This is a genomic window from Paenarthrobacter sp. FR1 (assembly GCF_051106045.1).
In the GTDB taxonomy this organism is placed as follows: Bacteria; Actinomycetota; Actinomycetes; order Actinomycetales; family Micrococcaceae; genus Arthrobacter; species Arthrobacter nitroguajacolicus_A.
In genome coordinates this window covers 353014-373761 of the sequence record NZ_JBPFSF010000002.1, presented here as the reverse complement: position 1 = coordinate 373761, position 20748 = coordinate 353014, and the positions used below count along the sequence as shown (strand labels likewise).

Below are 20748 nucleotides of genomic sequence, written 5' to 3'. Positions count from 1 at the left end.
TTGAGAATTAGACCGCTCGCTTCCTTAGCCGACGACGTTCCCGCTCAGAGAGTCCGCCCCAAATACCGAACCGCTCGTCATTGGCGAGGGCGTACTCCAAGCACTGCGAACGCACGTTGCACGCCCCGCAGACCTTCTTGGCGTCCCGCGTTGATCCACCCTTTTCAGGGAAGAATGCTTCCGGGTCCGTCTGCGCGCACAGCGCGTCCGTCTGCCAACCGAGTTCACCTTCGTCATCGAAGTCCCCCTGGCTGGGAAGGCCGATCCAGACGGGCTGCCCCGGATTTTCAAGCGGACGGCGCAGCTCCATGGGAGGGTCGTCCACGTCGTCGTCCGACCCGGCAGGCAGGTCGCCGATCAATGCTTCGTGCGCCGCCAGGAGGGCAGTTGCCTGATCCTCCAAAGACTCCTGCACATTCTGGTTGTAGCGGTCTGCCGCTTCCGGATCCGCTGGGTCTACGTACCAGTCCCCCGGTACTTCCCGCGAACGGTATTTCACCGACGCATGTTCTGCGACGACTGCATCTTCCTGGATACGCAACGCTTGCCCCATGGCGTCCCTCCTGAGTTTGCAGCTGCTGCTTGGATGAATTTCCGATTCCCGGTGGCGTTCCGGTCATCTGTGCAGCGGCGTTGATTACTAATTACACGCGTGTAACTACCCACCAGTCAAGCCGCGCCGGGATAATAATCAAGAAACTGTAGAAAAGTGGGACGCGCCACGCCCATCATTTTTGGACGTGCCCCCGCCAGCGCCCGCGGCAACCGGTAGTCACGCATCGATTTACATGAACTTTCATTGAATTTCCGCGGAATTCGTAAACCCGTCCCACGACGTCCACCGTATGGAGTAACGGCAGTGTGAGCCAATTCACATTCCACCGCGACCAGGCAGGGGCCCCGTGGCAAGATTGAGCCATGAGCATCCCGGCAGCGACCCTGATGACCGCCTTGAGGTCAGGACATTCAACGTCACCACGACTGACCTGGTACGGCCCCGACTCCGAACGCGTGGAACTCTCAGGGCGGGTGCTGGACAACTGGGTGGCCAAAACCAGCAACCTGCTGCAGGACGAGCTGGACGCCGAGCCGGGGATGGCCGTACGACTGGACCTTCCCGCGCACTGGAAGTCCTTCGTGTGGGCTTTGGCGGCGTGGCAGCTTGGGATGGAGGTCGTCTTCGACGAAACCCCCGCGGACCTTCTGGTCACGGACAAGCCCGACGACGCCGGGGCCGGCTTTGACGCGGTGGTCGCCGTACCCCTCGCGGCACTTGCGATGCGCTGGCCGGGTGAGCTGCCATCCGGCGTCGTGGATTATGCGGCCGAAGTCCGCTCCCATGGCGACGTCTTCATGGCCCATAACGAACCAGACGCGGAACTGCCGGCTGTGAGGGGCGCCTCGGCACTCTCCCATGAAGCCCTCATTGAAGGCTTTGCCTCAGCCCAGGAACCCGGCGTCAGGCTGCTGGTGCGCGCTGCCGACGGATTGGAATCCTGCCTGTCCGCGTCCTTGGGAGCATGGAAAGGAGACGGTTCGGTGGTGCTGGTGCATCCGGACCTTGAGGTCACCGAGCATCTCCTGGAGAACGAGCGCGTCAGCCGACCCTAGCGCCGGAAGCCAGGGAGATCAGACGTTCTTGATGGACGGGACCTCGCCGGTTGCCGGGTTGGCGGAAGCGGCTTCCGCGACAGTCTTGTGCTTGTGGTGCACTTCCAGGATCTCGTGGTCGTGGGAGTAGGCCGGCTCGGCATCCAGTTCTTCATTGAAGACCCAGAAGCGGTAAGCAAAGAAGCGGAAGATGGTGCCCAGGATGAGGCCGACGACGCTTCCAGCGATGAAGAGCGACGGCTTGTCATTGAGTTCAAGGATGTACTTCGCGAACCAAACACAGCCCGAGGCAATCAGGAGCCCGATGACGTTCATCACGCCGAACAACACTGCTTCACGAACCACGTTGGCCTGCTTGCGGTGGCGGAATGTCCAGAAGCGGTTGGCCACCCACGAGAACACACTTGCCACGATCGTCGCAAGAGCCTTCGCCCAGACCTCGCTGCCATGCATAGGGCCCGAGAAGAGCCAGATGAAGACAGCCGAGTCAATAACAAAGGCGACACCGCCGACGGCGCCGAATTTGGCTACCTCACGCCAGAAAAGCGACGCGAGTCCGCGGATGCGATCTGCAAGTGTGGTGATCATGACCCTCCATGGCCGTTGAAAAATGGGCCGATGGGCCAAACCCATTTTAGCGCCGATTTCCAAGCGTTGCCCCGTAGAAGGCTGTGAGAACGCCGATACTGCGACCGGTTCAGCCGTTATCGGGCATCTTCAGATCCTATAAGACGGCACCGAAAGAGCGGCAAATCAGTCAACGTGCCGCCGGTTCGGTAGGCTGAACATTGTGACTTTTCCAGTAATTGGCGTTGTTGGCGGCGGCCAACTCGCACGAATGATGGCTCCGCCCGCTACCGCCTTGGGCTTCGAACTCCGCGTTTTGGCTGAGGGTGAGGACGTTTCGGCCGTGGCCGCGGTGGCCACTGCCCCGATCGGCGATTACAAGGACCTGGACGCCCTCCTTGAATTTTCCAAAGGCCTGGACGTGCTGACGTTCGACCATGAGCACGTCCCCACCGGACACCTGCAGGCGCTGTTGGATGCCGGCGTCAACGTCCAGCCTGGACCCGATGCCTTGGTAAATGCGCAGGACAAGTTGGTCATGCGGGCTGCGATCGACCGCCTCGGTCTCCCCAACCCGGAGTGGTCCGCAGTACACACTGTCGACGAGCTCGTCGCTTTTGGCGACCAGATTGGCTGGCCCGTTGTTCTGAAGACGCCTCGCGGTGGCTACGACGGCAAAGGCGTGAGGATCGTCGATTCCGCGGACGATGCCTTGGAAACCGAGGACTGGTTCCAGGCGATGAGCCCGCTGTTGGCTGAGGCGAAGGTGGAGTTCAGCCGCGAACTCTCGGCCTTGGTTGCCCGCACCCCCAGCGGCGAATCCCGAGCCTGGCCCGTTGTCCACACCATCCAGGTGGATGGTGTGTGCGACGAAGTCATTGCACCTGCACAGAACATTCCCGTGGAAGTGGCTGCTGCCGCGGAAGAAGCCGCGCTTCGCATCGCCAATGAGCTGGGCGTCACGGGCGTCATGGCCGCCGAGCTGTTCGAAACCCCCGGAGTGGGAGCGGGCTTCCTCATCAACGAGCTCGCCATGCGCCCGCATAACACCGGTCACTGGACTCAGGACGGCTCCATCACGAGCCAATTCGAGCAGCACCTGCGCGCGGTCCTGGACCTTCCTCTGGGCGCTACCGATGCATTGGCCCCGGTGACGGTCATGAAGAACTTCCTGGGCGGAGACAACCAGGATCTTTTCAAGGCCTTCCCCTTGGCCTTGGCCTACGAGCCGGCCGCGAAAGTTCACTCCTACGGCAAGTCCGTCCGGCCCGGTCGGAAAATCGGGCACGTAAACCTCGTTGGGAGCTCGGTTTCCGACGTTGACTCCGTGCGCCAGCGCGCCACTGTTGTGGCCAACATCATCCGTGACGGCCGCAAGCCGGAGCAGACCACCCTTGAGGAGACCGCATGACGCCAGAATCAACAGCCCCGCTCGTAGGGCTCGTGATGGGTTCGGATTCGGATTGGCCGGTCATGGAGGCCGCTGCTGACGCTTTGGCCGAGTTTGGCATCCCGTTCGAGGCCGACGTTGTTTCCGCGCACCGCATGCCCACGGAGATGATCCGCTATGGCCAGACCGCCCACGAACGCGGCCTGCGCGTCATCATCGCCGGCGCCGGAGGTGCAGCCCACCTCCCCGGCATGCTGGCGTCGGTGACGCCGCTCCCGGTGATCGGTGTTCCGGTTCCCCTGAAGACGCTGGACGGCATGGATTCCTTGCTGTCGATCGTCCAGATGCCCGCTGGCGTCCCGGTCGCCACGGTGTCGATCGCAGGCGCCCGCAATGCAGGACTCCTTGCCGTCCGGATGCTGGCATCGGGAACCGACGAACTTGCCGCGAAGCTCCGCGACGACCTCCTCGCCTTTGCGCAGGAGCTGAACGACGTGGCCACCAAGAAGGGCGAAAACCTGCGCCACAAAGTGGAGGAAGTCTTCTCCCCTGCCAACGCTTCAGCGCGGAGCTCCCGCTAGGAAGGCAGCGGTTGACCACCATGCACAAGACCCAGACTCAGCCCGGTTCCGCCCTGACTGATCCCGTCCGCTATCCGTCCGGGGCCAGCGCTCCGGTGCGGACCAAACGCGCCTTTGTGCTGGTCCTCCTCACCCTCTTCATCCCCGGCAGTGCCCAAATCGTGGCCGGAGACCGCAAACTTGGCAGAGTGGCGCTGCGCGTCACGCTCACGGTGTGGGCGTTGGTGCTGGTCACTCTGCTCATTGCGTTGCTGAACCGGACCATGCTGCTGAGCATTTTCACCCACCCTGTGGGTTCCCTGGTCATCATCGTGGTCCTGGTGGCCCTGGCTTTGGGCTGGGCTTACCTGTTCCTGAACACCCTGCGGATCATCCGGCCAGCACTCCTGGCACCCGGCATGCGGCCCATCATTGCCGTGGTGGTGGCGGTCTCCACCATCCTGGCCAGCGGATCCCTGGGGTACATCGCCTACGTCCTCAACGTGAGCCGCAACGCGATCGGCAGCATCTTCAACGCCGGTCCGGCCATCGATCCTGTGGACGGGCGCTACAACTTCCTCATGATGGGTGGCGACGCCGGAGATGACAGGACGGGCCGCCGCCCGGACAGCTTGTCGGTCATCAGCGTCGATGCGAAAACCGGTGAAAGCGCCATCATCTCCGTCCCCCGCAATCTTCAGAATGCCCAGTTCAGCGAGGGCTCGCCGATGCGCGAGGTCTACCCCGAGGGTTACAACTGCGGCGACGAATGCCTCATCAACGCCGTGAACACCGAAGTCACCAACAACTACCAGGACCTGTACCCGGGTGTTGCCGATCCCGGCGCCCAAGCCACGTTGGAAGCGGTGTCCGGCACGTTGGGCATCACCGTCCAGGCATATGTCCTGGTGGACATGGATGGATTCGCCAAGCTCATCGACGCCATGGGTGGCATCCGGATCAAGGCCGGCGGCTGGGTGCCCATCAGCGGTCCCGTCACTGACGAGGCCAACGGCATCCACGGTATGCCTGACGGCTGGATCGCCGCAGGCGACCAGCACTTGGATGGCTTCCATGCCCTTTGGTATGGCCGTTCCCGCGAGTTCGTGGACGACTATGCCCGCATTGCGCGCCAGCAGTGCGTCCAGCAGGCCATGCTCAAGCAACTGGACCCAGCCACCCTCCTGACCAAGTTCGAGGACATCGCGAACGCCGGCACCAAGGTGGTGGATTCCAATATTTCTTCCAACCAACTGGGCAGCTTTGTTGATCTGGCCTTGAAGTCCAAGAACCAGCCCGTCAAGCGCCTCACCATCGGCCCGCCGGACTTTGATGCCTCCTTCTCCACAGTTCCGGACTTCGACCTGATCCACTCCAAGGTCCAGGAAGTCCTGGCGTCGTCCAACACGCCCAAGGCAAGTGACGCCGTCGTCTCCTACGACGGAGCCGCCGCCGGTGCCGTCATGGCCGCTGGTCCGGCTGCCGGGGCCGTCCCCGCGAGCAACCTGCCCTCGCCCTCTGCCGATTTCACGCCGGTCACCACCACGCCGGACGGCACACCGATCACCGTCGAACTGCTGAATGGCCTCAAGGCCCAGGGTGACGAGCAAGGCATCCGTGACCTCGTGGCCACCAATGGACAGTGCGCACCGCTGTAAACTGCCTTTCCGGCCCATCCCGTTCAGCGCAACGATAAGGACTTTCTTTCGTGTACCAGATTGAGAATGTTTTGCGACCCTACGCGTGGGGTTCGACGACGGCGATTGCCGGGTTGCTGGGGCGGCCGGCCTCGGGCGGGCCTGAAGCGGAAATGTGGATCGGGGCGCACCCGGACTCTCCTTCCACAGCCGTTCATCCCAACGGTGTCACGCAGCCTCTCGACGCCCTGATCGAGTCCGATCCCTTGCATTTCCTCGGTTCCGACAGCCTCGCTGAATTCGGGCCGCGGTTGCCCTTCCTCACCAAGCTGCTGGCAGCCGAGCAGCCCCTGTCGCTGCAAGTCCACCCCAGCCTTGACCAGGCACGGGTTGGCTTTGCCCGGGAGAACGCAGCGGGACTTCCCGCAGACGCCCCCGAACGCAATTACCGGGACGACAACCACAAGCCGGAGATGATCTTCGCCCTCACGCCGTTCAAGGCCTTGTGCGGCTTCCGTTCTCCGTCGGCGTCCCGCAGCATCTTCGAGCATCTGGCGCACGTCCTCGATTCCGCGGCGGTCGATGTCCCCGCCGTCGTCAAGGACGTCATCTCCGATCTGGACCAGGCCGATCAGCCTGTAGCGCTGAGGGCTGCCTTCAGCCGGCTGATCCAGGGGGGTGGCGAGGTTTCCGATGCCATCGCCGAGATTGTGGCCGTTCTGTCAGCCGGCGCTCCACTGGAACCGCACCGCGAAGCGCTCACGGCCATGCTGGATATCAACGAAGCCTTCCCCGGCGACCCGGGCGTCCTCATCTCCCTGCTCCTCAACCACCTGTCCTTGGAACCCGGCGACGTTGTGTACCTGCCTGCCGGCAACATCCACGCCTACCTCCACGGGCTGGGCGTGGAAGTCATGGCTTCCTCTGACAACGTTCTCCGCGGTGGGCTTACACCCAAGCACGTCGACGTGCCCGAGCTACTGAAGACTGTCCGCTTTGAAGCACTTGGGGTCCCCCGCGTCGAGGCGAGCGGGACGGAGTTCGGCCAGGAACTGTACCGCCCGCCGTTCAGGGAATTCCAACTCCAGCGCATCGAACTTGGCCCGGGCGCCGAACCGGTTCCGTTGGCACAAACCGGGCCAGCCGTCGTCGTGGTGGTGTCCGGTGCGGTCATGCTCGACTCCCCCAAGAGCGACCTCTTGCTCAAGCGCGGCGCCGCAGCTTTCATCCCGGACGCCGAGGCTCCTGTGAACGTCCATCCTGTCCAGGGTGCCACTGACACCAGCATCGCCTTCGCAGTGACCACCGGCTTGGGGAACTGATCCATGGAGTTCTTCCTGCAGACCCCTGCGTGGGCCGATGTCCAGCGTTCCCTGGGCCGTCGTGTCCACCAGAAGGCGGGCCCGGGCTGGAGCTTCCTGGCCATTGAGGAGAAGAATCCGGCCGGCAAGGTCATCTACGCCCCCTACGGGCCGGTGGCGGACTCCGTGGAAGCGTTCGACGCCGCCACTGCGGCTTTGGTGGCCTTGGCCAAGGAGGAGCGTGCGGTCTTCGTCCGGATGGAGCCCGCTGCGGCAGGATTCACAGCGGCCGACGCCGGTCCCCTCCTTCGCGCGCGCGGCTTACGGCCTGCGCCGGTCAACCAGCAGCCGGAGCTGAGCTGGATTGTGGATCTGGACGGGGACTTCAAGGATGTCCTCGCCGGAATGAAGCCGACCAACCGAAACCTCTACAGGAACATCCACAAGAAAGGCGTGACCTTCCGGGCTTCACAGGATCCCGCCGATGTCTCGGTACTCCTGCACTTCCTGCATCTGACTGCGGCCCGCAACGGCTTCAAGCCGCAAAGCGACGAATACCTGACCCAGGTTGCGGCGTCATTGCTGCCTGCAGGGGCCGGAACCTTGTTCATCGCCGAACTGGAAGGTGAGCCCATCGCGGCCGCCTTCGCCTACGATTCGGCAGACACCCGGGTCTACGCGCACGCGGCACTCGATGACACGCACCGCAAGCTCAGCGCAGGCATCCCCCTCCTGGTAACCCTCATGGCAGACGCCAAGGAAAAGGGCCTCAAGCACGTGGACCTCTGGGGCGTCGCACCCGAGGACCAGCCAGACCACAAATGGGCGGGCTTCACGGCGTTCAAGAAATCCTTCGGAGGCCGCGAAGTCTCCTACCCCGGCACCTGGGACCTCCCGGTCAACAAACTCCGCTACGGCGCCTACCAGCTGGCCAGGAAGCTCCGCGACAAACTCCGCTAAGCCTTTCCCCGCTCCACCCGCGCCCGGCACACCCCACAACAGCGCGAAGCGGAAGCCGGCCGGACACAGAGAAGGACGACGGGTATCGCGACAGCGGCATCAAATCGACGAGGTACGAGGAGATAGCCGCCGAGCGATGCTCGCCGTCCTTCTGTGAGCTGCGGAGGTTACGGCTTGCGCGCGTACGTCTCCCACTTGGATGCGTGGTGCTCAGCGTCAACGAAGCGAACGGTGCCGGACTTCGAGCGCATCACGATGGACTGGGTAAGGACCCGGTCCTTCTGGTAGCGCACGCCGTGGAGGAGGTCGCCGTCGGTAATGCCCGTTGCTGCGAAGTAGCAGTTGTCGGAGGTGACGAGGTCGTTGGTGGAGAGGACGCGGTCGAGGTCGTGTCCGGCGTCGATGGCCTTCTGCTTCTCTTCGTCCGACGTCGGCCACAGACGGCCCTGGATGACGCCACCAAGGGACTTGATGGCGCAGGCTGCAACGATGCCTTCGGGCGTGCCGCCGATACCCATGAGGGCGTCAACTCCGGTGCCGGACCGGGCCGCCGCAATGGCGCCGGCGACGTCGCCGTCCATGATGAACTTGGTGCGGGCACCGGCTTCGCGGATTTCTTCCACGAGGGGACGGTGGCGATCGCGATCAAGGATCATGACGTTGAGCTGGTTGACCTTGACGCCCTTGGCCTTGGCGATGAGGTGCAGGTTCTGCTTGACGGGCAGGCGAAGGTCCACCATGTCCGCGGCTTCGGGGCCGGTGACGAGCTTCTCCATGTAGAAGACAGCTGAGGGGTCGAACATGGAGCCGCGCTCAGCGACTGCAAGCACGGCGAGGGCGTTGTTGATACCGAGTGCGGTCAGGCGGGTTCCGTCGATGGGATCGACGGCGACGTCGCACTCGGGACCGGTGCCGTCACCAACCTGCTCGCCGTTGAACAGCATGGGGGCTTCATCTTTTTCGCCTTCACCAATCACCACGACGCCATTGAAGTGGACAGTGTGAAGGAACGAACGCATGGCGTCGACGGCGGCGCCGTCTGCCTTGTTCTTGTCGCCGAAACCTACCCAGTGGCCACCGGCAATTGCCGCGGCTTCGGTGACACGGACGAGTTCAAGCGCAAGGTTGCGGTCGGGTTCGTCGATGCCGACGGCGAGCGACGGCGAAATCGTGGAATACTGCTGGGTCATTGGTGCAGGAGACACTTGAACCTCTTCTTCGAGTGACGATTCACGGGACCGGACATGGTTGCACGTGGCAACCCGTGGTTCCTCTACCAACGATCATAGTCGCCGCGTCCACTGAGAGTCGTTGAATGACCACAGGCCGCCATACCGGCGGCGAGGTTGGCCGATGTGTGTTCCCTGCCGCGATAAGGGATCATGGAAGGGTGAGTGAAACGCAGGACAAGCCCGCCGCCGGCCACCAACCGGATGCTGCCGCGGCCCACCAAACCAGTGCCCCGGAGGCCCCCTACAAGCCCGTCATTGCGGCGAAAGCCGCCAAGCGGGCCAACGCATCCGTCATCGGCATGGTCATTGCCTTGCTGGTTTGCGTGTTGGCTTTCCTTCCCATCGTCTTGATGAACCCAGCCCCCAAGGGTGAGGGGTTCAGGCCGGCAGTCGATGTGTCTTCCGCCGCCAGGAACGCCGAAGGTGTGGCGGGATTCACACCCGTCACCCCTGATACCGGCGACACATTCACTCCGAACTATGCCCGATGGGACTCAGGTACCGGATCCGGCGTGCCCACCTGGGAGATTGGTTTCCTGACTCCCAAGGAAGCCTTCATTGGCCTCACCCAGACCAGCCAAGCCAACCCCACCTGGGTTCTGCAGCAGACCGGGAACCTTCCAGTTACCGGCACACGCAATGCGGGGGGCCAGGACTGGGAGCTGCGTGACTCAGGCAAGGAAAAGCGCAGCATGGTGCTGGAATACCGCGGTACCACGCTCATCCTGAGCGGCACCGCAAGCTTGGATGAGTTCGCAAAGCTCGCCGCCGCCGTCGTGACGTCTGCTGACGAGGGCGCCGCACCGTCAGCGTCCGCCACCCCGTCCGCTTAACGGCATAGCGGCGCAACAGTTTCACGGACTGGCCCGTCCGCATCGTAAAGTAAGGCTCGTGCCTACTTACCTGACTCCAGCCCTGGCGTGGCGCCGTCTCCGCGAGGGCAACGAACGTTTTGTTTCCGGCGAATCCCTGCACCCCAACCAGGATGCTTCGCGACGATCCTCCCTCATTGAGAACCAGAATCCGTTTGCCGTGATCTTCGGCTGCTCGGATTCGCGGCTTGCTGCAGAAATCATCTTCGACCTCGGCCTCGGCGACGCCTTCGTGGTCCGTACCGCGGGCCAGGTCATCGATGACGCCGTTCTCGGCTCCCTCGAATACAGCATCAGCGAACTCCGCGTTCCGCTGATCGTCATTCTGGGCCACGACAGCTGCGGTGCCGTGAAGGCCACCAAGGCAGCAGTGGAAACGGGTGAAATGCCTCCGGGCTTCATCCGCGACCTCGTCGAGCGCATTACACCGTCCGTCCTGACGGCCAGGCGCAATAACCAGGACGATGTCAACGACATGGTGGTGGAGCACGTGAAGCAAACCGCTGCCCGCCTGGCTGACAGCTCACGTGTGATTTCCGACGCGATCGACGACGGCCGCGTTGCTGTGATCGGCCTGTCCTACAAGCTCGATGAGGGCCGCGCGGCCCTCGTTTCCGGGATCGGCAAGCTCTAGGAGGTCGTGCTCCGGCCCCTGAGCCGGAGCACGTAGCACTCCCCTTCGGGTTTTCTGTGAGGCGACCAATCGCCCTAAGCTAGCCCCATGACTTCCACCACTGAGTTCCGTATTGAACATGACACGATGGGCGAAGTTCGCGTCCCCGTGAACGCCCTGTACCGCGCCCAGACGCAGCGTGCTGTGGAGAACTTCCCGATCTCCGGCAAGACGCTTGAGCGCACCCACATTGAGGCCCTGGCCCGCGTGAAGAAGGCTGCTGCACTGGCGAACGCCGAACTGGGGGTGCTCGATGGCGAGCTCGCCGAGGCTATCGCCGCCGCTGCCGATGAGGTTGCCACCGGAAAGTACGACGGCGACTTCCCGATTGACGTCTTCCAGACCGGCTCGGGTACGTCCTCCAACATGAACACCAACGAGGTCATCGCCGAGCTCGCCTCGCGCGCCCTCGCCGCTGCCGGGAGCGACAAGGTTGTCCACCCGAACGACCACGTCAACGCCTCACAGTCCTCCAACGATGTGTTCCCGACGTCCGTGCACGTTGCGGCCACCTCCGCCCTGATCAACGACCTGATCCCGGCCCTTGAGTACCTGGCAGCTTCCCTGGACCGCAAGGCCGTGGAGTTCAAGGACGTCGTCAAGTCCGGCCGCACGCACCTTATGGATGCCACCCCGGTCATGCTTGGCCAGGAGTTCGGTGGTTACGCAGCACAGGTCCGTTACGGCATCGAACGCATCAACGCCGCCCTCCCCCGCGTTGCCGAAGTTCCCCTGGGCGGCACCGCCGTCGGCACCGGCATCAACACCCCTGCCGGCTTCCCGGAGCGCGTCATCGAACTGCTCGCAGCGGACACCGGCCTGCCGCTGACCGAGGCTCGCGACCACTTCGAGGCACAGGCTAACCGCGACGGCCTGATCGAAGGCTCCAGCCAGCTCCGCAACATTGCGATCTCCTTCATGAAGATCAACAACGACCTCCGCTGGATGGGCTCCGGCCCCAACACGGGCCTCGGCGAGATCGCCATCCCCGACCTTCAGCCGGGCTCCTCGATCATGCCGGGTAAGGTCAACCCGGTCATCTGTGAAGCATCCATCATGGTCTGCGCCCAGGTCATCGGCAACGACACCGCCATTGCCTGGTCCGGCACCAACGGTGCGTTCGAACTCAACGTCGGCATCCCCGTTATGGCCGCCAACCTTCTCGAATCCATCCGCTTGCTGGCCAACACCAGCCGCGTCATGGCCGACAAGATGATTGACGGCATCACCGCCAACGTGGAGCGCGCCCGCTTCCTGGCCGAGGCTTCCCCGTCCATCGTGACGCCCCTGAACAAGTTCATCGGTTACGAGAATGCCGCCAAGATCGCCAAGATCGCTGTCAAGGAAGGCCTGACCATCCGCCAGGCCACCGAGAAGCTCGGCTTCGTCGGTGAGGGCGAAGGCAAGGTCACCGAGGCTGAACTCGACAAGGCCCTGGACGTCACCACCATGACGTCCCCGGCCCACAAGGCTTAATACTCACAGCACGACGACGGCCGGTACCTTCCCACGGAAGGTACCGGCCGTCGTCGTACCCGGGAGTTTTTGTACAGCAGGTGCCCTCAAGAAACCTCCTTAGCGGCATCAGGTGCACAAAACCTCCGGGCGAGATTTTGCACTCTACGGCGATAAGTGCAAAACTTTACTTTGTGAGTAATAGTGCAAACTCTGAGGGCGGCCTCCGCGAGCGCAAGCGCGCCGCCACGCGGCTGGCCATCACGGCAGTCGCACGAACCCTGACCGCCGAACGCGGCCTGAATGGCTACACCGTGGAAGAGGTGTGCGAAGAGGCGGGCATCTCCCGCCGGACCTTCTTCAACTACTTCCACTCCAAGGAAGACGCAGTCATCGGAGCATTCTCCGATGACCTGCCCCAGGATTCGCTGGATAACTTCAACCGGGATCCTGAACGGCTGCCAGACGGCATCTCCGCCACGTTGCTCGCTGCCCTGTACCACCTCACCGTGGACATCGTGGAGCGTTCCACCATCAGCCGTACCGAGATCCAGCAACTGATTGCTGCCATCAAGGCTGAGCCCCAGCTCCTGGGCCGCATGACCCTTGAAGGCGAAGCCCGGGAGCGGCAGTTCATGGAACTGATCGCCGCCCGTGAGGGCCTCTCCCCCGGACATCCGGAGATCATCATGGCCTCAGCCGTGTTCGGCGCTGTTTCCAAGAAGACATCCCATCAGTTCTTCTCGGAGGACAACACGCGGCCTTACCGCGAGCTCCTGGACCAGAACCTTGCCGCAGCCCGGAAACTCTTATCGCAACCGCTGGACACCACTCCTGCACAGACACCGAAGGACCCCGCATGAGTACACTCTCGAAGGCGGCAGAACCACTGCTGCTGACCCAGAAACGGATCTGGATCATCTTCTCGGCGCTGATCGCAGGCATGCTCCTGTCCAGCCTCGACCAGACCATCGTCTCCACCGCCATGCCCACCATTGTGGGCAAACTGGGCGGCGTAGAGCACCAGGCCTGGATCACCACGGCCTACCTCCTTGCCACCACCATCGTGATGCCCATCTACGGCAAGTTCGGTGACATCCTGGGGCGTCGCAACTTGTTCCTCGTTGCCATCGCCTTGTTTACGCTCGCGTCCGTGGGCTGCGCCTTCGCCACTGATTTCTGGGGCTTCGTGATCTTCCGCGCCGTTCAGGGCCTGGGCGGCGGCGGCCTCATGATCCTCTCGCAGGCCATCATCGCGGACATTGTTCCCGCCAAGGAACGCGGCAAGTACATGGGCCCGTTGGGCGCCATCTTCGGGCTCTCTGCCGTAGCCGGACCGCTTCTGGGTGGGTTCTTCGTGGACCACCTCACCTGGGAATGGGCCTTCTACATCAACATCCCCATTGGCATCGCGGCCTTTATTACCGCGTGGTTCACCCTGACGCTTCCCAATAAGAAGGCCGAAAAGAAGATCGACATTCTGGGTGTCGTCTTCCTCTCCGCGGCTACCACCTGCCTCATCTTCTTCACCGACTTCGGCGGCAAGAAGGACGAGGGCTGGGATTCGCCCCTCACCTGGGCCTTTGGTGCCGGCATGGTCCTGGCAGCATTCGCCTTCGTGATGGTTGAACGGCGTGCCGAGGACCCCATCATTCCGCTGAGCCTGTTCAAGAACCCGATCTTCATCAATGCAACAGCCATCGGCTTCACGCTGGGCTTGGGCATGTTCGCTGCCATCGCCTTCGTTCCTACGTTCCTGCAGATGTCCTCCGGGACTTCCGCAGCGGAATCCGGACTGTTGATGCTTCCGATGATGGTGGGCCTGATGGGTACGTCCATCTACTCGGGTATCCGCATTTCCAAGACCGGCAAGTACAAGATGTTCCCGATCCTGGGTGCGGCGTTGACCATCGCCGCGATGCTCTGGCTGACCACGCTCACGGCCGCAACGCCTATCTGGGTCATCTGTGTGCAGCTCTTCATCTTCGGCGCTGGCCTGGGCCTCATTATGCAGGTGATCGTCCTGGTGGTGCAGAACTCTGTTCCGGCTGACCAGATCGGTACGGCGACCAGCACCAACAACTACTTCCGTGAGGTAGGTGCATCGCTGGGTGTCGCCGTGTTCGGTGCGATCTTCACCAACCGCCTGGCCGAATCGCTGACCGAGGCCTTCACCGGCGCCGGCGCTTCGGCTGAGCAGGCTTCGCAGTCCACCAGCACGCTTGACCCCCAAGCCTTGGCACAGCTGCCTGAACAGCTGCGGGACGCCATCGTGAACGCCTACGCCAACTCTCTGGCACCGGTGTTCTGGTACCTGGTCCCCTTCATCGCCATCGCCTTGATCCTGGCCATCACCCTGAAGCAGATCCCACTCTCCGACACCGCCGGCATGGTGGCTCGGGGCGAAGCTGTGGGCGGCGAGGAAGCGGACAGGCTTGAGGCTGAAAGGCGTGAAGCCGAGCGTCTTGAGACCGAGCACCTGGAAGCCGACGCGTCAGCCTCGGACGAGCTCGATAAGGACCGCCCCACGGCCTCCGCGGGACGTCAGTAGCTAGTCTTCCAACTGGTACGCCACGGGGCCTTCGGGCTCCGTGGCGAGCCTGATTGCCTCAAGGTTGCCGGCGCTCATGTCCGGGAGGTCGTCCAATGCGAACCATCCCACGTCGAGTGATTCGTCGTCATTGACCCGGGCTTCACCCGACACATAGCGGCAACGGAAGGTGATGTCCAGGAAGTCGCAGACGTCGCCATTGGGGAAGGTCACAGGCCCAACAACTCCGACGCCGATGATGCGCTCGGTCTCGGCCACCACCGCTGTTTCTTCGAAGATTTCCCGCACCAGCCCAGGCGCAGGATGCTCCCCGGGCTCCAGCATTCCGGTGATGAGCGCCCAATGGCCGTTGTCGGCACGTTGGCCCAGCAGCACCCTGCCGTCATCATCGAAGACCACTCCCCGCACGGCAGGCAGCCACAGCGGGTCATTGCCAATCTTTTCCCGCAGTTTGAGCACAAAATCCGGTGCACCCATGGTTCAGCGTTCCTCACAAGAATGATCGATCCTGCCGCGCTTGCAGCCTTGCTGACAGGCTAGCCTCAAGCGGGCAGCAGCACCATTGCGGCGGCAGCTCCGGCCAGCATGAACGGCCCAAAGGGAATGGCCGAGCTCAGTGTGCCACGGCGCGACACCAGGATGACCAAGCTCCACAGGCCGCCCAGGATGAAAGCAGCGAATGTCCCTGCGAACACATGGCTCCACCCCAAGTAGCCCAGGTACAGGCCCAACACACCAGCGAGTTTGACGTCGCCGAAGCCCATGCCGGGCGGGTGGATGACTCGCAACAGGAAGTAGAACAGCCAAAGGACAGCGCCTCCGGCGATTGGTCCAAGACCCGGCACCCCGAACAACACGCCGCCGGCGTCCGGGCCCGCGTCAGCTAAGAACGCCACCACGGCCGCAGCCACCAGGAGCACCCCGGCCACTGCGTACGACGGGAACACAATGCGGTTCGGCAACAGGTGGCTCCGGACGTCGATCACCGTGAGCCTGACAGCCATCACCAAGAAGTAGAGGGCCGCGGCCACCACGAGCCAGAAGCCCAGTGGGCTGGCATCCCAGAGTTCGGAGAGTCGTCGGATCACCCTCGGATGCTATCCCGGTTTCGCTGAGAGCCCTGCTTGAACGCCTAGGTAAACTGTGGATATGGGGCGCTACAGTGCAGCTGGATCAGGTTTCGACATGTCCTCCACATTCAGGAACCTTTGCCGTTCTTCACCGTGGAAATGGACAAGCCTCCGCTTCGAGTACCTGGAGCGGCCCGGGACCGGCGCCACCATGGTCCGTGCCTGGCTGCGGCGCCCGGGCGCGCTTCGCCTGGAGACACCGGATGGCCAGTTACTGCATAGCACCACCGGTATCAACGATTCCCGGGACGATCTGTACGTGTCCGCCACACGCCGTTCGTGGTTGCTTCCCGCCCATCTGGTCACCCCCGTTTATGACGACGCCGGATTGGTCCGCCGGCGACCGGAGGCCGCCTACGGTGAGCCCTCCTTTGGTAACGGCCGGCTCGCCGCCGCACTCGATCCCGTGGAGCTGGCAGGCAACGCACCCGTTCCCCTCGAATTCCCGGATACCAACCGGGTCTTCCTGGAGGAGCCGCGGGAGGTGGACCACGAGGGCCGGCCGGCCCTGGAAACCGTGGTGACCCCCAGCAGGACCTATAAACCCTCCGATCCGGCCGAGCCTTTGGCCCACCCCGGCAGGACTTTGATACGGATCGACGCCGGCACCGGGGTGTGCGTTGCCAGCCAGAGCCTCGACGGGGACACCTCCGGCAAGGGCCACTGGTTGAAGATCCTTGCGGTCGACGAGTACATGCTGGACGACCTTTTCCTGGCAGAGTCCATGAACCTCACGGACGTCCGGCGGCACATCTCCTGGGACATAGGGCCCGCTGCCTGAGCAACGGCCACATTCGGGCTAAGCTACGGCGATGACATCGCTGGCAGAAATATGGCCCCCGTTCGGACTAACCCTCACCACCCCGAGGCTGACCATCCGTCCTGTTTTCGACGAAGACATCCCCTCCGCCGTAGCTGCCGCCCGCTCCGGCATCCACGAACCCGGCAAGAGCCCCTTCAGCATGCCGTGGGCCGAACTGCCGGATGATGAACTCGCACCCAACATGGCCCAGTGGTACTGGCGTTGCCGCGCCAATTTCACGCCGGACTCCTGGACGCTCCTCTTGGCCGTTTGGCACCACGAAGAATTCCTCGGCGTCCAGGACATCGGTGCCCAGAACTTCGCGACGCTCAAAACAGTAGGCACGGGTTCCTGGCTCAAGCAGTCCGCGCAAGGCCAGGGCTTCGGCAAAGAGATGCGCGCCGCCGTCGTCAGCTACGCCTTCGACTACCTTGGCGCCGAAGTGGCCGAATCCGACGCCGCCGTCTGGAACCGGAAGTCGCTGGGCGTCTCCGCCAGCCTGGGCTACGAACTCAATGGCATCTTCCGCGACGGCTGGGGCGACACGGTCCAGGAAGTCCAAAGAGTCCGCCTCACCCCCACCACCTTCAAACGCCCCGACTGGACCCTTAAGGTCCAAGGCCACGAAGAGCTGAGAACGTATCTGAAGCTCTAACGGCACTCAGGCAGTAGCGCGGCTGCGGTCTCCCGGAAAGGAGCGCATCGCAACGCATCGGACCCCGAAGGTCGCCCAGCGACCGTCGGGGTCCATTTGCGTTGTGTCTAAGCGACGGCGGGAGGCCGTTGACGCGCGGCGGTGACCACCGTGCAGCAACGAGCTTAGATCTCAGCCCCTTCGAGCAACTCAGTAACCAGAGCAGCAATCGGCGACCGCTCGGACCGGGTCAGCGTGATGTGTCCGAACAGCGGGTGTCCCTTGAGCGTCTCCACCACCGCCGCCACGCCGTCGTGCCGCCCCACCCGGAGGTTGTCCCGCTGGGCGACATCGTGGGTGAGGACGATCTTGGAGTTCTGCCCGATGCGGCTCATGACGGTGAGGAGGACGTTCTTCTCGAGCGACTGGGCCTCGTCCACAATGACGAATGCATCGTGCAACGAACGCCCGCGGATGTGCGTCAATGGCAGGACTTCCAGCATGCCCCGGTCCATGACCTCTTCCACAACCTCTTGGCTCACCAGTGCGCCGAGGGTGTCGAACACTGCCTGCGCCCAAGGGTTCATCTTTTCGGATTCGGATCCGGGAAGGTAGCCGAGCTCCTGGCCGCCCACGGCGTACAGGGGTCGGAACACAACTACCTTGCGGTGTTCCCGGCGTTCCAGGACGGCTTCCAAGCCCGCACAGAGGGCAAGCGCGGACTTTCCCGTGCCCGCCCGACCACCGATGGAGACGATGCCCACGGAAGGGTCCATGAGCATGTCGATGGCGAGCCGTTGTTCAGCCGAGCGGCCATGAAGTCCGAACACGTCACGGTCGCCTTTGACCAAGCGGACTTGCTTGTCGGCGCCAACCCGGCCCAGGGCGGAGCCCCGGTTGGACAGGAGGACCAGCCCGGTGTTGACGGGCAGTTCGGCGGCTGCCGGGATGAAGACCGGTTCGTGGCCGTAGAGGCTGGTGATCTCGTCGTCGTTGGCTTCCACTTCGGCCATTCCGGTCCAGCCGGAGTCTTTGACGAGTTCGTTGCGGTACTCATCGGCCTGGAGGCCCATGGCGGAGGCTTTGACGCGCATAGGCAGGTCCTTGGAGACCACCGTGACGTTGTGGCCTTCGTTGGCCAGGTTCTTGGCGACTGCCAGGATGCGGCTGTCGTTGTCGCCGCCACGGAATCCTGCGGGAAGCACATCCGGGGAGATGTGGTTCATTTCCACACGAAGGAGCCCGCCATCTTTTCCGATCGGGATGGCGTGGTCCAATCCGCCGTGTTCGATCCGCAGATCGTCGAGGAGTCGCAGTGCCTTCCGGGCGAAGTAGCCCAGTTCGGGATCGTGGCGTTTTCCTTCCAATTCACTGATGACCACGATGGGGACGATGACTTCGTGCTCGGCGAAGCGCAGCAGCGCGTGGGGATCGGATAGCAGGACGGATGTATCGATCACATAGCTGCGGCCTGTGGCGGACGTTGCTGTCCGCGCTTTTTGTGAGACCCGCTTGGTGCGAGAGGTAGCTGCACTTTCCCCGTCGGAAACCATAGCGGGCAGTTGCTCAGAAATAGCCACATCGACTCCAGCCCCGGGCGGTCGCCCGGCCTAATGGTGAAGCGGCTCGGCCGGAAGGCCGGGCGTGGCCTCCCATGTAACTGGTGCGATGTTCCGCTCCATATACTGGCCTCCCCGATCAGCGGGCGGTTTTGCCTGCTGATGGGATTAACGTAATCCCCGACACATTCATTTCCGCAATCCGTCGTCGGCAAGTCGCATGTCGGGCTCGTTAATTTTCGGTGAACCGCGCCGAAGCTAGGTTCCGTAGCGGCGCTGGCGCCCGGCATAATCTCTGAGCGCCCGGAGGAAATCGACCTTGCGGAAGGCAGGCCAGAGGGCTTCACAGAAGTAGAACTCGCTGTAGGCGCTCTGCCACATCAGGAAGCCTGAGAGCCGCTGCTCGCCTGAGGTGCGGATGACGAGGTCCGGATCCGGCTGGCCGCGGGTGTAGAGGAACCGGGAGATGTCGTCCACCGAAAGTTCATCTGCGACGTCGGACATGTTTCGTCCCTTGGCGACGGCATCGTGGAGGAGTTCCCGCACGGCGTCAACGATTTCACGGCGGCCGCCATAGCCCACAGCAACGTTGACATGGATTTTTTCGTGGACAGGGGTACGTGCGGTCAGTTTGTTGAGTCGCTCGGCCAGGTAGTCCGGGAGGAGTTCAGGGGCACCCATGGCATGGACTGACACGTCCGCGTCTTCGTCCAGACGGTCCATGGTGTTGGCGATGATGCCCATCAGCAAGTCCAGCTCTTCTCCGGAGCGGTTCATGTTGTCCGTGGAGAGCATGTAGAGCGTCACTACTTTGACACCGAGCTCCTGACACCAGCCCAGGAACTCGTGAATCTTGTCCGCGCCGGCCTGGTGACCCTGGCTGGTGGGCGCGTTGAACTGCCGTGCCCAGCGACGGTTGCCGTCCACCATGACGCCGATGTGCCGCGGGATCTGGTCCTGCTTGAGGGAGCGCAGGAGTTTTCGCTCATAAAAGCCATAGAGGAAACCGGGCAGTTCCACCGGACTCTCACCTGACTTCCTTACTTGTACGACGACGACGCACATCCAAGGCTACCTTCCCGAGCTGCCGAGCCGGTGCAGTCGCCGGTCAAAATCCATTCACCCGTTGTTACTCGACGGTAACTTACCGGAACGTAAGTTATTCTTGAACCATGGCTGAGCTCCTCGAAACCAAGCCCCTCTGGCGGGGATGGATCCACGCCGTCGCAGCGCCTTTCGCACTCGCGGCGGGAATCGTCCTGGTGACTGTTGCCCCCACCACCGACCGCAGAATCACCTCCGCCATCTACGCACTGACGGGCGTGTTGTTGTTCGGCGTGAGCGCCGTCTACCACCGCGGCAACTGGTCGCCGAAGGTCCGAATGGTCCTCAAGCGGCTGGACCACACCAACATCATGCTGGTGATCGCCGGAAGTTATACGCCCTTGGCGTGGTCACTGTTGGAACGCTCCGAGGCTGTCACCCTGCTGTGGCTTGTTTGGTCCGGGGCGATCGTCGGCGTCCTGTTCCGGATCCTATGGACCCACGCTCCGCGCTGGCTGTATGTTCCTGTCTACATCGCCCTGGGTTGCGGGGCATTGTTCTACCTGCCGCAGTTCTTCGCCGCCAACGCACCCGCAGCGATCCTCATTTGTGTCGGGGGCGCCCTGTACATCACCGGCGCCGTGTTCTATGCCATCAAGAAGCCAAACTTCAGCGTGCAGCACTTCGGCTTCCACGAGCTCTTTCACGCTTTCACGGTGCTGGCCTTCGCGGCGCACTTCGTGGCGATCATGATGGCGGTGCTGAGCTAG

General features: G+C 63.0%; 21 protein-coding genes. 14 read left to right on the top strand and 7 right to left on the bottom strand.

Going from position 1 to position 20748, the window contains the following annotated elements; translation table 11 throughout:
• Window positions 1–7: 7 nt before the first annotated feature.
• A complete protein-coding gene (locus ACR30Z_RS06440; protein ID WP_434371650.1) occupies window positions 8–553 on the bottom strand; it encodes a WhiB family transcriptional regulator in 546 nt (181 codons plus the stop codon).
• 365 nt (window positions 554–918) lie between these two features.
• Here ACR30Z_RS06440 and ACR30Z_RS06435 point away from each other — a divergent pair, with 365 nt between their 5' ends.
• The gene (locus ACR30Z_RS06435) at window positions 919–1611 is read left to right on the top strand and encodes a TIGR03089 family protein (RefSeq protein WP_434371648.1); all 693 of its coding nucleotides are present in this window, start codon (window positions 919–921) and stop codon (window positions 1609–1611) included.
• A gap of 18 nt (window positions 1612–1629) precedes the next feature.
• On the opposite strand, the gene ACR30Z_RS06430 is transcribed toward ACR30Z_RS06435, so the two are convergent.
• Window positions 1630–2199 (bottom strand): GtrA family protein, encoded by a 570-nt coding sequence (locus tag ACR30Z_RS06430; RefSeq protein WP_144647547.1) that lies wholly within the window; start codon window positions 2197–2199, stop codon window positions 1630–1632.
• A 202-nt stretch (window positions 2200–2401) separates the two neighbouring features.
• Here ACR30Z_RS06430 and ACR30Z_RS06425 point away from each other — a divergent pair, with 202 nt between their 5' ends.
• Genes ACR30Z_RS06425 through ACR30Z_RS06405 form a run of 5 tightly spaced genes read left to right on the top strand, consistent with a single transcriptional unit; the run spans window position 2402 to window position 8026 of the window.
• Complete coding sequence (locus ACR30Z_RS06425) at window positions 2402–3589, top strand: 5-(carboxyamino)imidazole ribonucleotide synthase (protein WP_144647549.1); 1188 nt, start codon at window positions 2402–2404, stop codon at window positions 3587–3589.
• A complete protein-coding gene (purE, locus tag ACR30Z_RS06420; protein ID WP_144647551.1) occupies window positions 3586–4149 on the top strand; it encodes a 5-(carboxyamino)imidazole ribonucleotide mutase in 564 nt (187 codons plus the stop codon). Before ACR30Z_RS06425 ends, purE begins: the two co-directional genes overlap by 4 nt.
• A 20-nt stretch (window positions 4150–4169) precedes the next feature.
• The gene (locus ACR30Z_RS06415) at window positions 4170–5786 is read left to right on the top strand and encodes an LCP family protein (protein WP_434371746.1); all 1617 of its coding nucleotides are present in this window, start codon (window positions 4170–4172) and stop codon (window positions 5784–5786) included.
• Between the two features lie 50 nt (window positions 5787–5836).
• Window positions 5837–7087, top strand: coding sequence for a mannose-6-phosphate isomerase, class I (gene manA, locus ACR30Z_RS06410; protein ID WP_434371646.1), 1251 nt, complete (start codon window positions 5837–5839; stop codon window positions 7085–7087).
• Window positions 7088–7090: 3 nt separating this feature from the next.
• A complete protein-coding gene (locus tag ACR30Z_RS06405; RefSeq protein WP_434371644.1) occupies window positions 7091–8026 on the top strand; it encodes a lipid II:glycine glycyltransferase FemX in 936 nt (311 codons plus the stop codon).
• Between the two features lie 167 nt (window positions 8027–8193).
• Here the strand turns inward: ACR30Z_RS06405 and glpX are convergent, their stop codons facing one another.
• Window positions 8194–9216: a class II fructose-bisphosphatase gene (gene glpX / locus ACR30Z_RS06400; protein WP_208759896.1), complete on the bottom strand. Its 1023-nt coding sequence runs from the start codon at window positions 9214–9216 to the stop codon at window positions 8194–8196.
• Window positions 9217–9416: 200 nt separating this feature from the next.
• Here glpX and ACR30Z_RS06395 point away from each other — a divergent pair, with 200 nt between their 5' ends.
• The 5 genes from ACR30Z_RS06395 (at window position 9417) to ACR30Z_RS06375 (ending at window position 14809) form a co-directional block, all read left to right on the top strand.
• On the top strand, window positions 9417–10091 hold the full coding sequence (locus tag ACR30Z_RS06395; RefSeq protein ID WP_244296403.1) for a DUF4245 domain-containing protein: 675 nt from the start codon (window positions 9417–9419) through the stop codon (window positions 10089–10091).
• Window positions 10092–10149: 58 nt separating this feature from the next.
• Window positions 10150–10764 (top strand): carbonic anhydrase, encoded by a 615-nt coding sequence (locus tag ACR30Z_RS06390; protein WP_026542810.1) that lies wholly within the window; start codon window positions 10150–10152, stop codon window positions 10762–10764.
• 87 nt (window positions 10765–10851) lie between these two features.
• Window positions 10852–12279, top strand: a complete 1428-nt coding sequence (locus ACR30Z_RS06385) for a class II fumarate hydratase (protein WP_144647559.1) — start codon at window positions 10852–10854, stop codon at window positions 12277–12279.
• A 173-nt stretch (window positions 12280–12452) separates the two neighbouring features.
• Window positions 12453–13121 carry a TetR/AcrR family transcriptional regulator gene (locus ACR30Z_RS06380; protein WP_434371641.1) on the top strand — a complete coding sequence of 223 codons (669 nt, stop codon included), beginning with the start codon at window positions 12453–12455 and terminating at the stop codon, window positions 13119–13121.
• Window positions 13118–14809, top strand: coding sequence for a DHA2 family efflux MFS transporter permease subunit (locus ACR30Z_RS06375; protein ID WP_434371639.1), 1692 nt, complete (start codon window positions 13118–13120; stop codon window positions 14807–14809). Before ACR30Z_RS06380 ends, ACR30Z_RS06375 begins: the two co-directional genes overlap by 4 nt.
• Here ACR30Z_RS06375 and ACR30Z_RS06370 read toward each other — a convergent pair whose 3' ends face one another.
• Together ACR30Z_RS06370 and ACR30Z_RS06365 are read right to left on the bottom strand one after the other, a co-directional pair.
• Window positions 14810–15286 carry an NUDIX hydrolase gene (locus ACR30Z_RS06370; protein WP_434371638.1) on the bottom strand — a complete coding sequence of 159 codons (477 nt, stop codon included), beginning with the start codon at window positions 15284–15286 and terminating at the stop codon, window positions 14810–14812.
• A gap of 65 nt (window positions 15287–15351) precedes the next feature.
• On the bottom strand, window positions 15352–15897 hold the full coding sequence (locus ACR30Z_RS06365) for a prepilin peptidase (RefSeq protein ID WP_434371636.1): 546 nt from the start codon (window positions 15895–15897) through the stop codon (window positions 15352–15354).
• Between the two features lie 97 nt (window positions 15898–15994).
• Between ACR30Z_RS06365 and ACR30Z_RS06360 the strand changes: the two genes are divergently transcribed.
• Both ACR30Z_RS06360 and ACR30Z_RS06355 read left to right on the top strand, forming a co-directional pair.
• On the top strand, window positions 15995–16720 hold the full coding sequence (locus tag ACR30Z_RS06360; RefSeq protein ID WP_434371634.1) for a hypothetical protein: 726 nt from the start codon (window positions 15995–15997) through the stop codon (window positions 16718–16720).
• Window positions 16721–16751: 31 nt separating this feature from the next.
• Window positions 16752–17396, top strand: coding sequence for a GNAT family N-acetyltransferase (locus ACR30Z_RS06355; protein ID WP_434371633.1), 645 nt, complete (start codon window positions 16752–16754; stop codon window positions 17394–17396).
• 164 nt (window positions 17397–17560) lie between these two features.
• On the opposite strand, the gene ACR30Z_RS06350 is transcribed toward ACR30Z_RS06355, so the two are convergent.
• Together ACR30Z_RS06350 and ACR30Z_RS06345 are read right to left on the bottom strand one after the other, a co-directional pair.
• On the bottom strand, window positions 17561–18955 hold the full coding sequence (locus ACR30Z_RS06350; protein ID WP_434371632.1) for a PhoH family protein: 1395 nt from the start codon (window positions 18953–18955) through the stop codon (window positions 17561–17563).
• Between the two features lie 237 nt (window positions 18956–19192).
• Entirely contained in the window at window positions 19193–19999 is an 807-nt protein-coding gene (locus ACR30Z_RS06345; protein ID WP_434371631.1) for an isoprenyl transferase, read from the bottom strand.
• A 107-nt stretch (window positions 20000–20106) separates the two neighbouring features.
• Here ACR30Z_RS06345 and trhA point away from each other — a divergent pair, with 107 nt between their 5' ends.
• A complete protein-coding gene (trhA, locus tag ACR30Z_RS06340) occupies window positions 20107–20748 on the top strand; it encodes a PAQR family membrane homeostasis protein TrhA (RefSeq protein ID WP_434371630.1) in 642 nt (213 codons plus the stop codon).

Excerpts from the sequence above, each read along its gene's own strand:
- ACR30Z_RS06345 (WP_434371631.1), bottom strand. The coding sequence starts at position 19,999 with ATGTGCGTCGTCGTCGTACAAGTAAGGAAGTCAGGTGAGAGTCCGGTG.
- ACR30Z_RS06435 (WP_434371648.1), top strand. The coding sequence starts at position 919 with ATGAGCATCCCGGCAGCGACCCTGATGACCGCCTTGAGGTCAGGACAT.
- ACR30Z_RS06360 (WP_434371634.1), top strand. The coding sequence starts at position 15,995 with ATGTCCTCCACATTCAGGAACCTTTGCCGTTCTTCACCGTGGAAATGG.
- trhA (WP_434371630.1), top strand. The coding sequence starts at position 20,107 with ATGGCTGAGCTCCTCGAAACCAAGCCCCTCTGGCGGGGATGGATCCAC.
- ACR30Z_RS06385 (WP_144647559.1), top strand. The coding sequence starts at position 10,852 with ATGACTTCCACCACTGAGTTCCGTATTGAACATGACACGATGGGCGAA.
- ACR30Z_RS06405 (WP_434371644.1), top strand. The coding sequence starts at position 7,091 with ATGGAGTTCTTCCTGCAGACCCCTGCGTGGGCCGATGTCCAGCGTTCC.
- ACR30Z_RS06375 (WP_434371639.1), top strand. The coding sequence starts at position 13,118 with ATGAGTACACTCTCGAAGGCGGCAGAACCACTGCTGCTGACCCAGAAA.
- ACR30Z_RS06370 (WP_434371638.1), bottom strand. The coding sequence starts at position 15,286 with ATGGGTGCACCGGATTTTGTGCTCAAACTGCGGGAAAAGATTGGCAAT.
- ACR30Z_RS06440 (WP_434371650.1), bottom strand. The coding sequence starts at position 553 with ATGGGGCAAGCGTTGCGTATCCAGGAAGATGCAGTCGTCGCAGAACAT.
- ACR30Z_RS06355 (WP_434371633.1), top strand. The coding sequence starts at position 16,752 with ATGACATCGCTGGCAGAAATATGGCCCCCGTTCGGACTAACCCTCACC.
- ACR30Z_RS06415 (WP_434371746.1), top strand. The coding sequence starts at position 4,170 with ATGCACAAGACCCAGACTCAGCCCGGTTCCGCCCTGACTGATCCCGTC.
- purE (WP_144647551.1), top strand. The coding sequence starts at position 3,586 with ATGACGCCAGAATCAACAGCCCCGCTCGTAGGGCTCGTGATGGGTTCG.
- ACR30Z_RS06430 (WP_144647547.1), bottom strand. The coding sequence starts at position 2,199 with ATGATCACCACACTTGCAGATCGCATCCGCGGACTCGCGTCGCTTTTC.
- glpX (WP_208759896.1), bottom strand. The coding sequence starts at position 9,216 with ATGACCCAGCAGTATTCCACGATTTCGCCGTCGCTCGCCGTCGGCATC.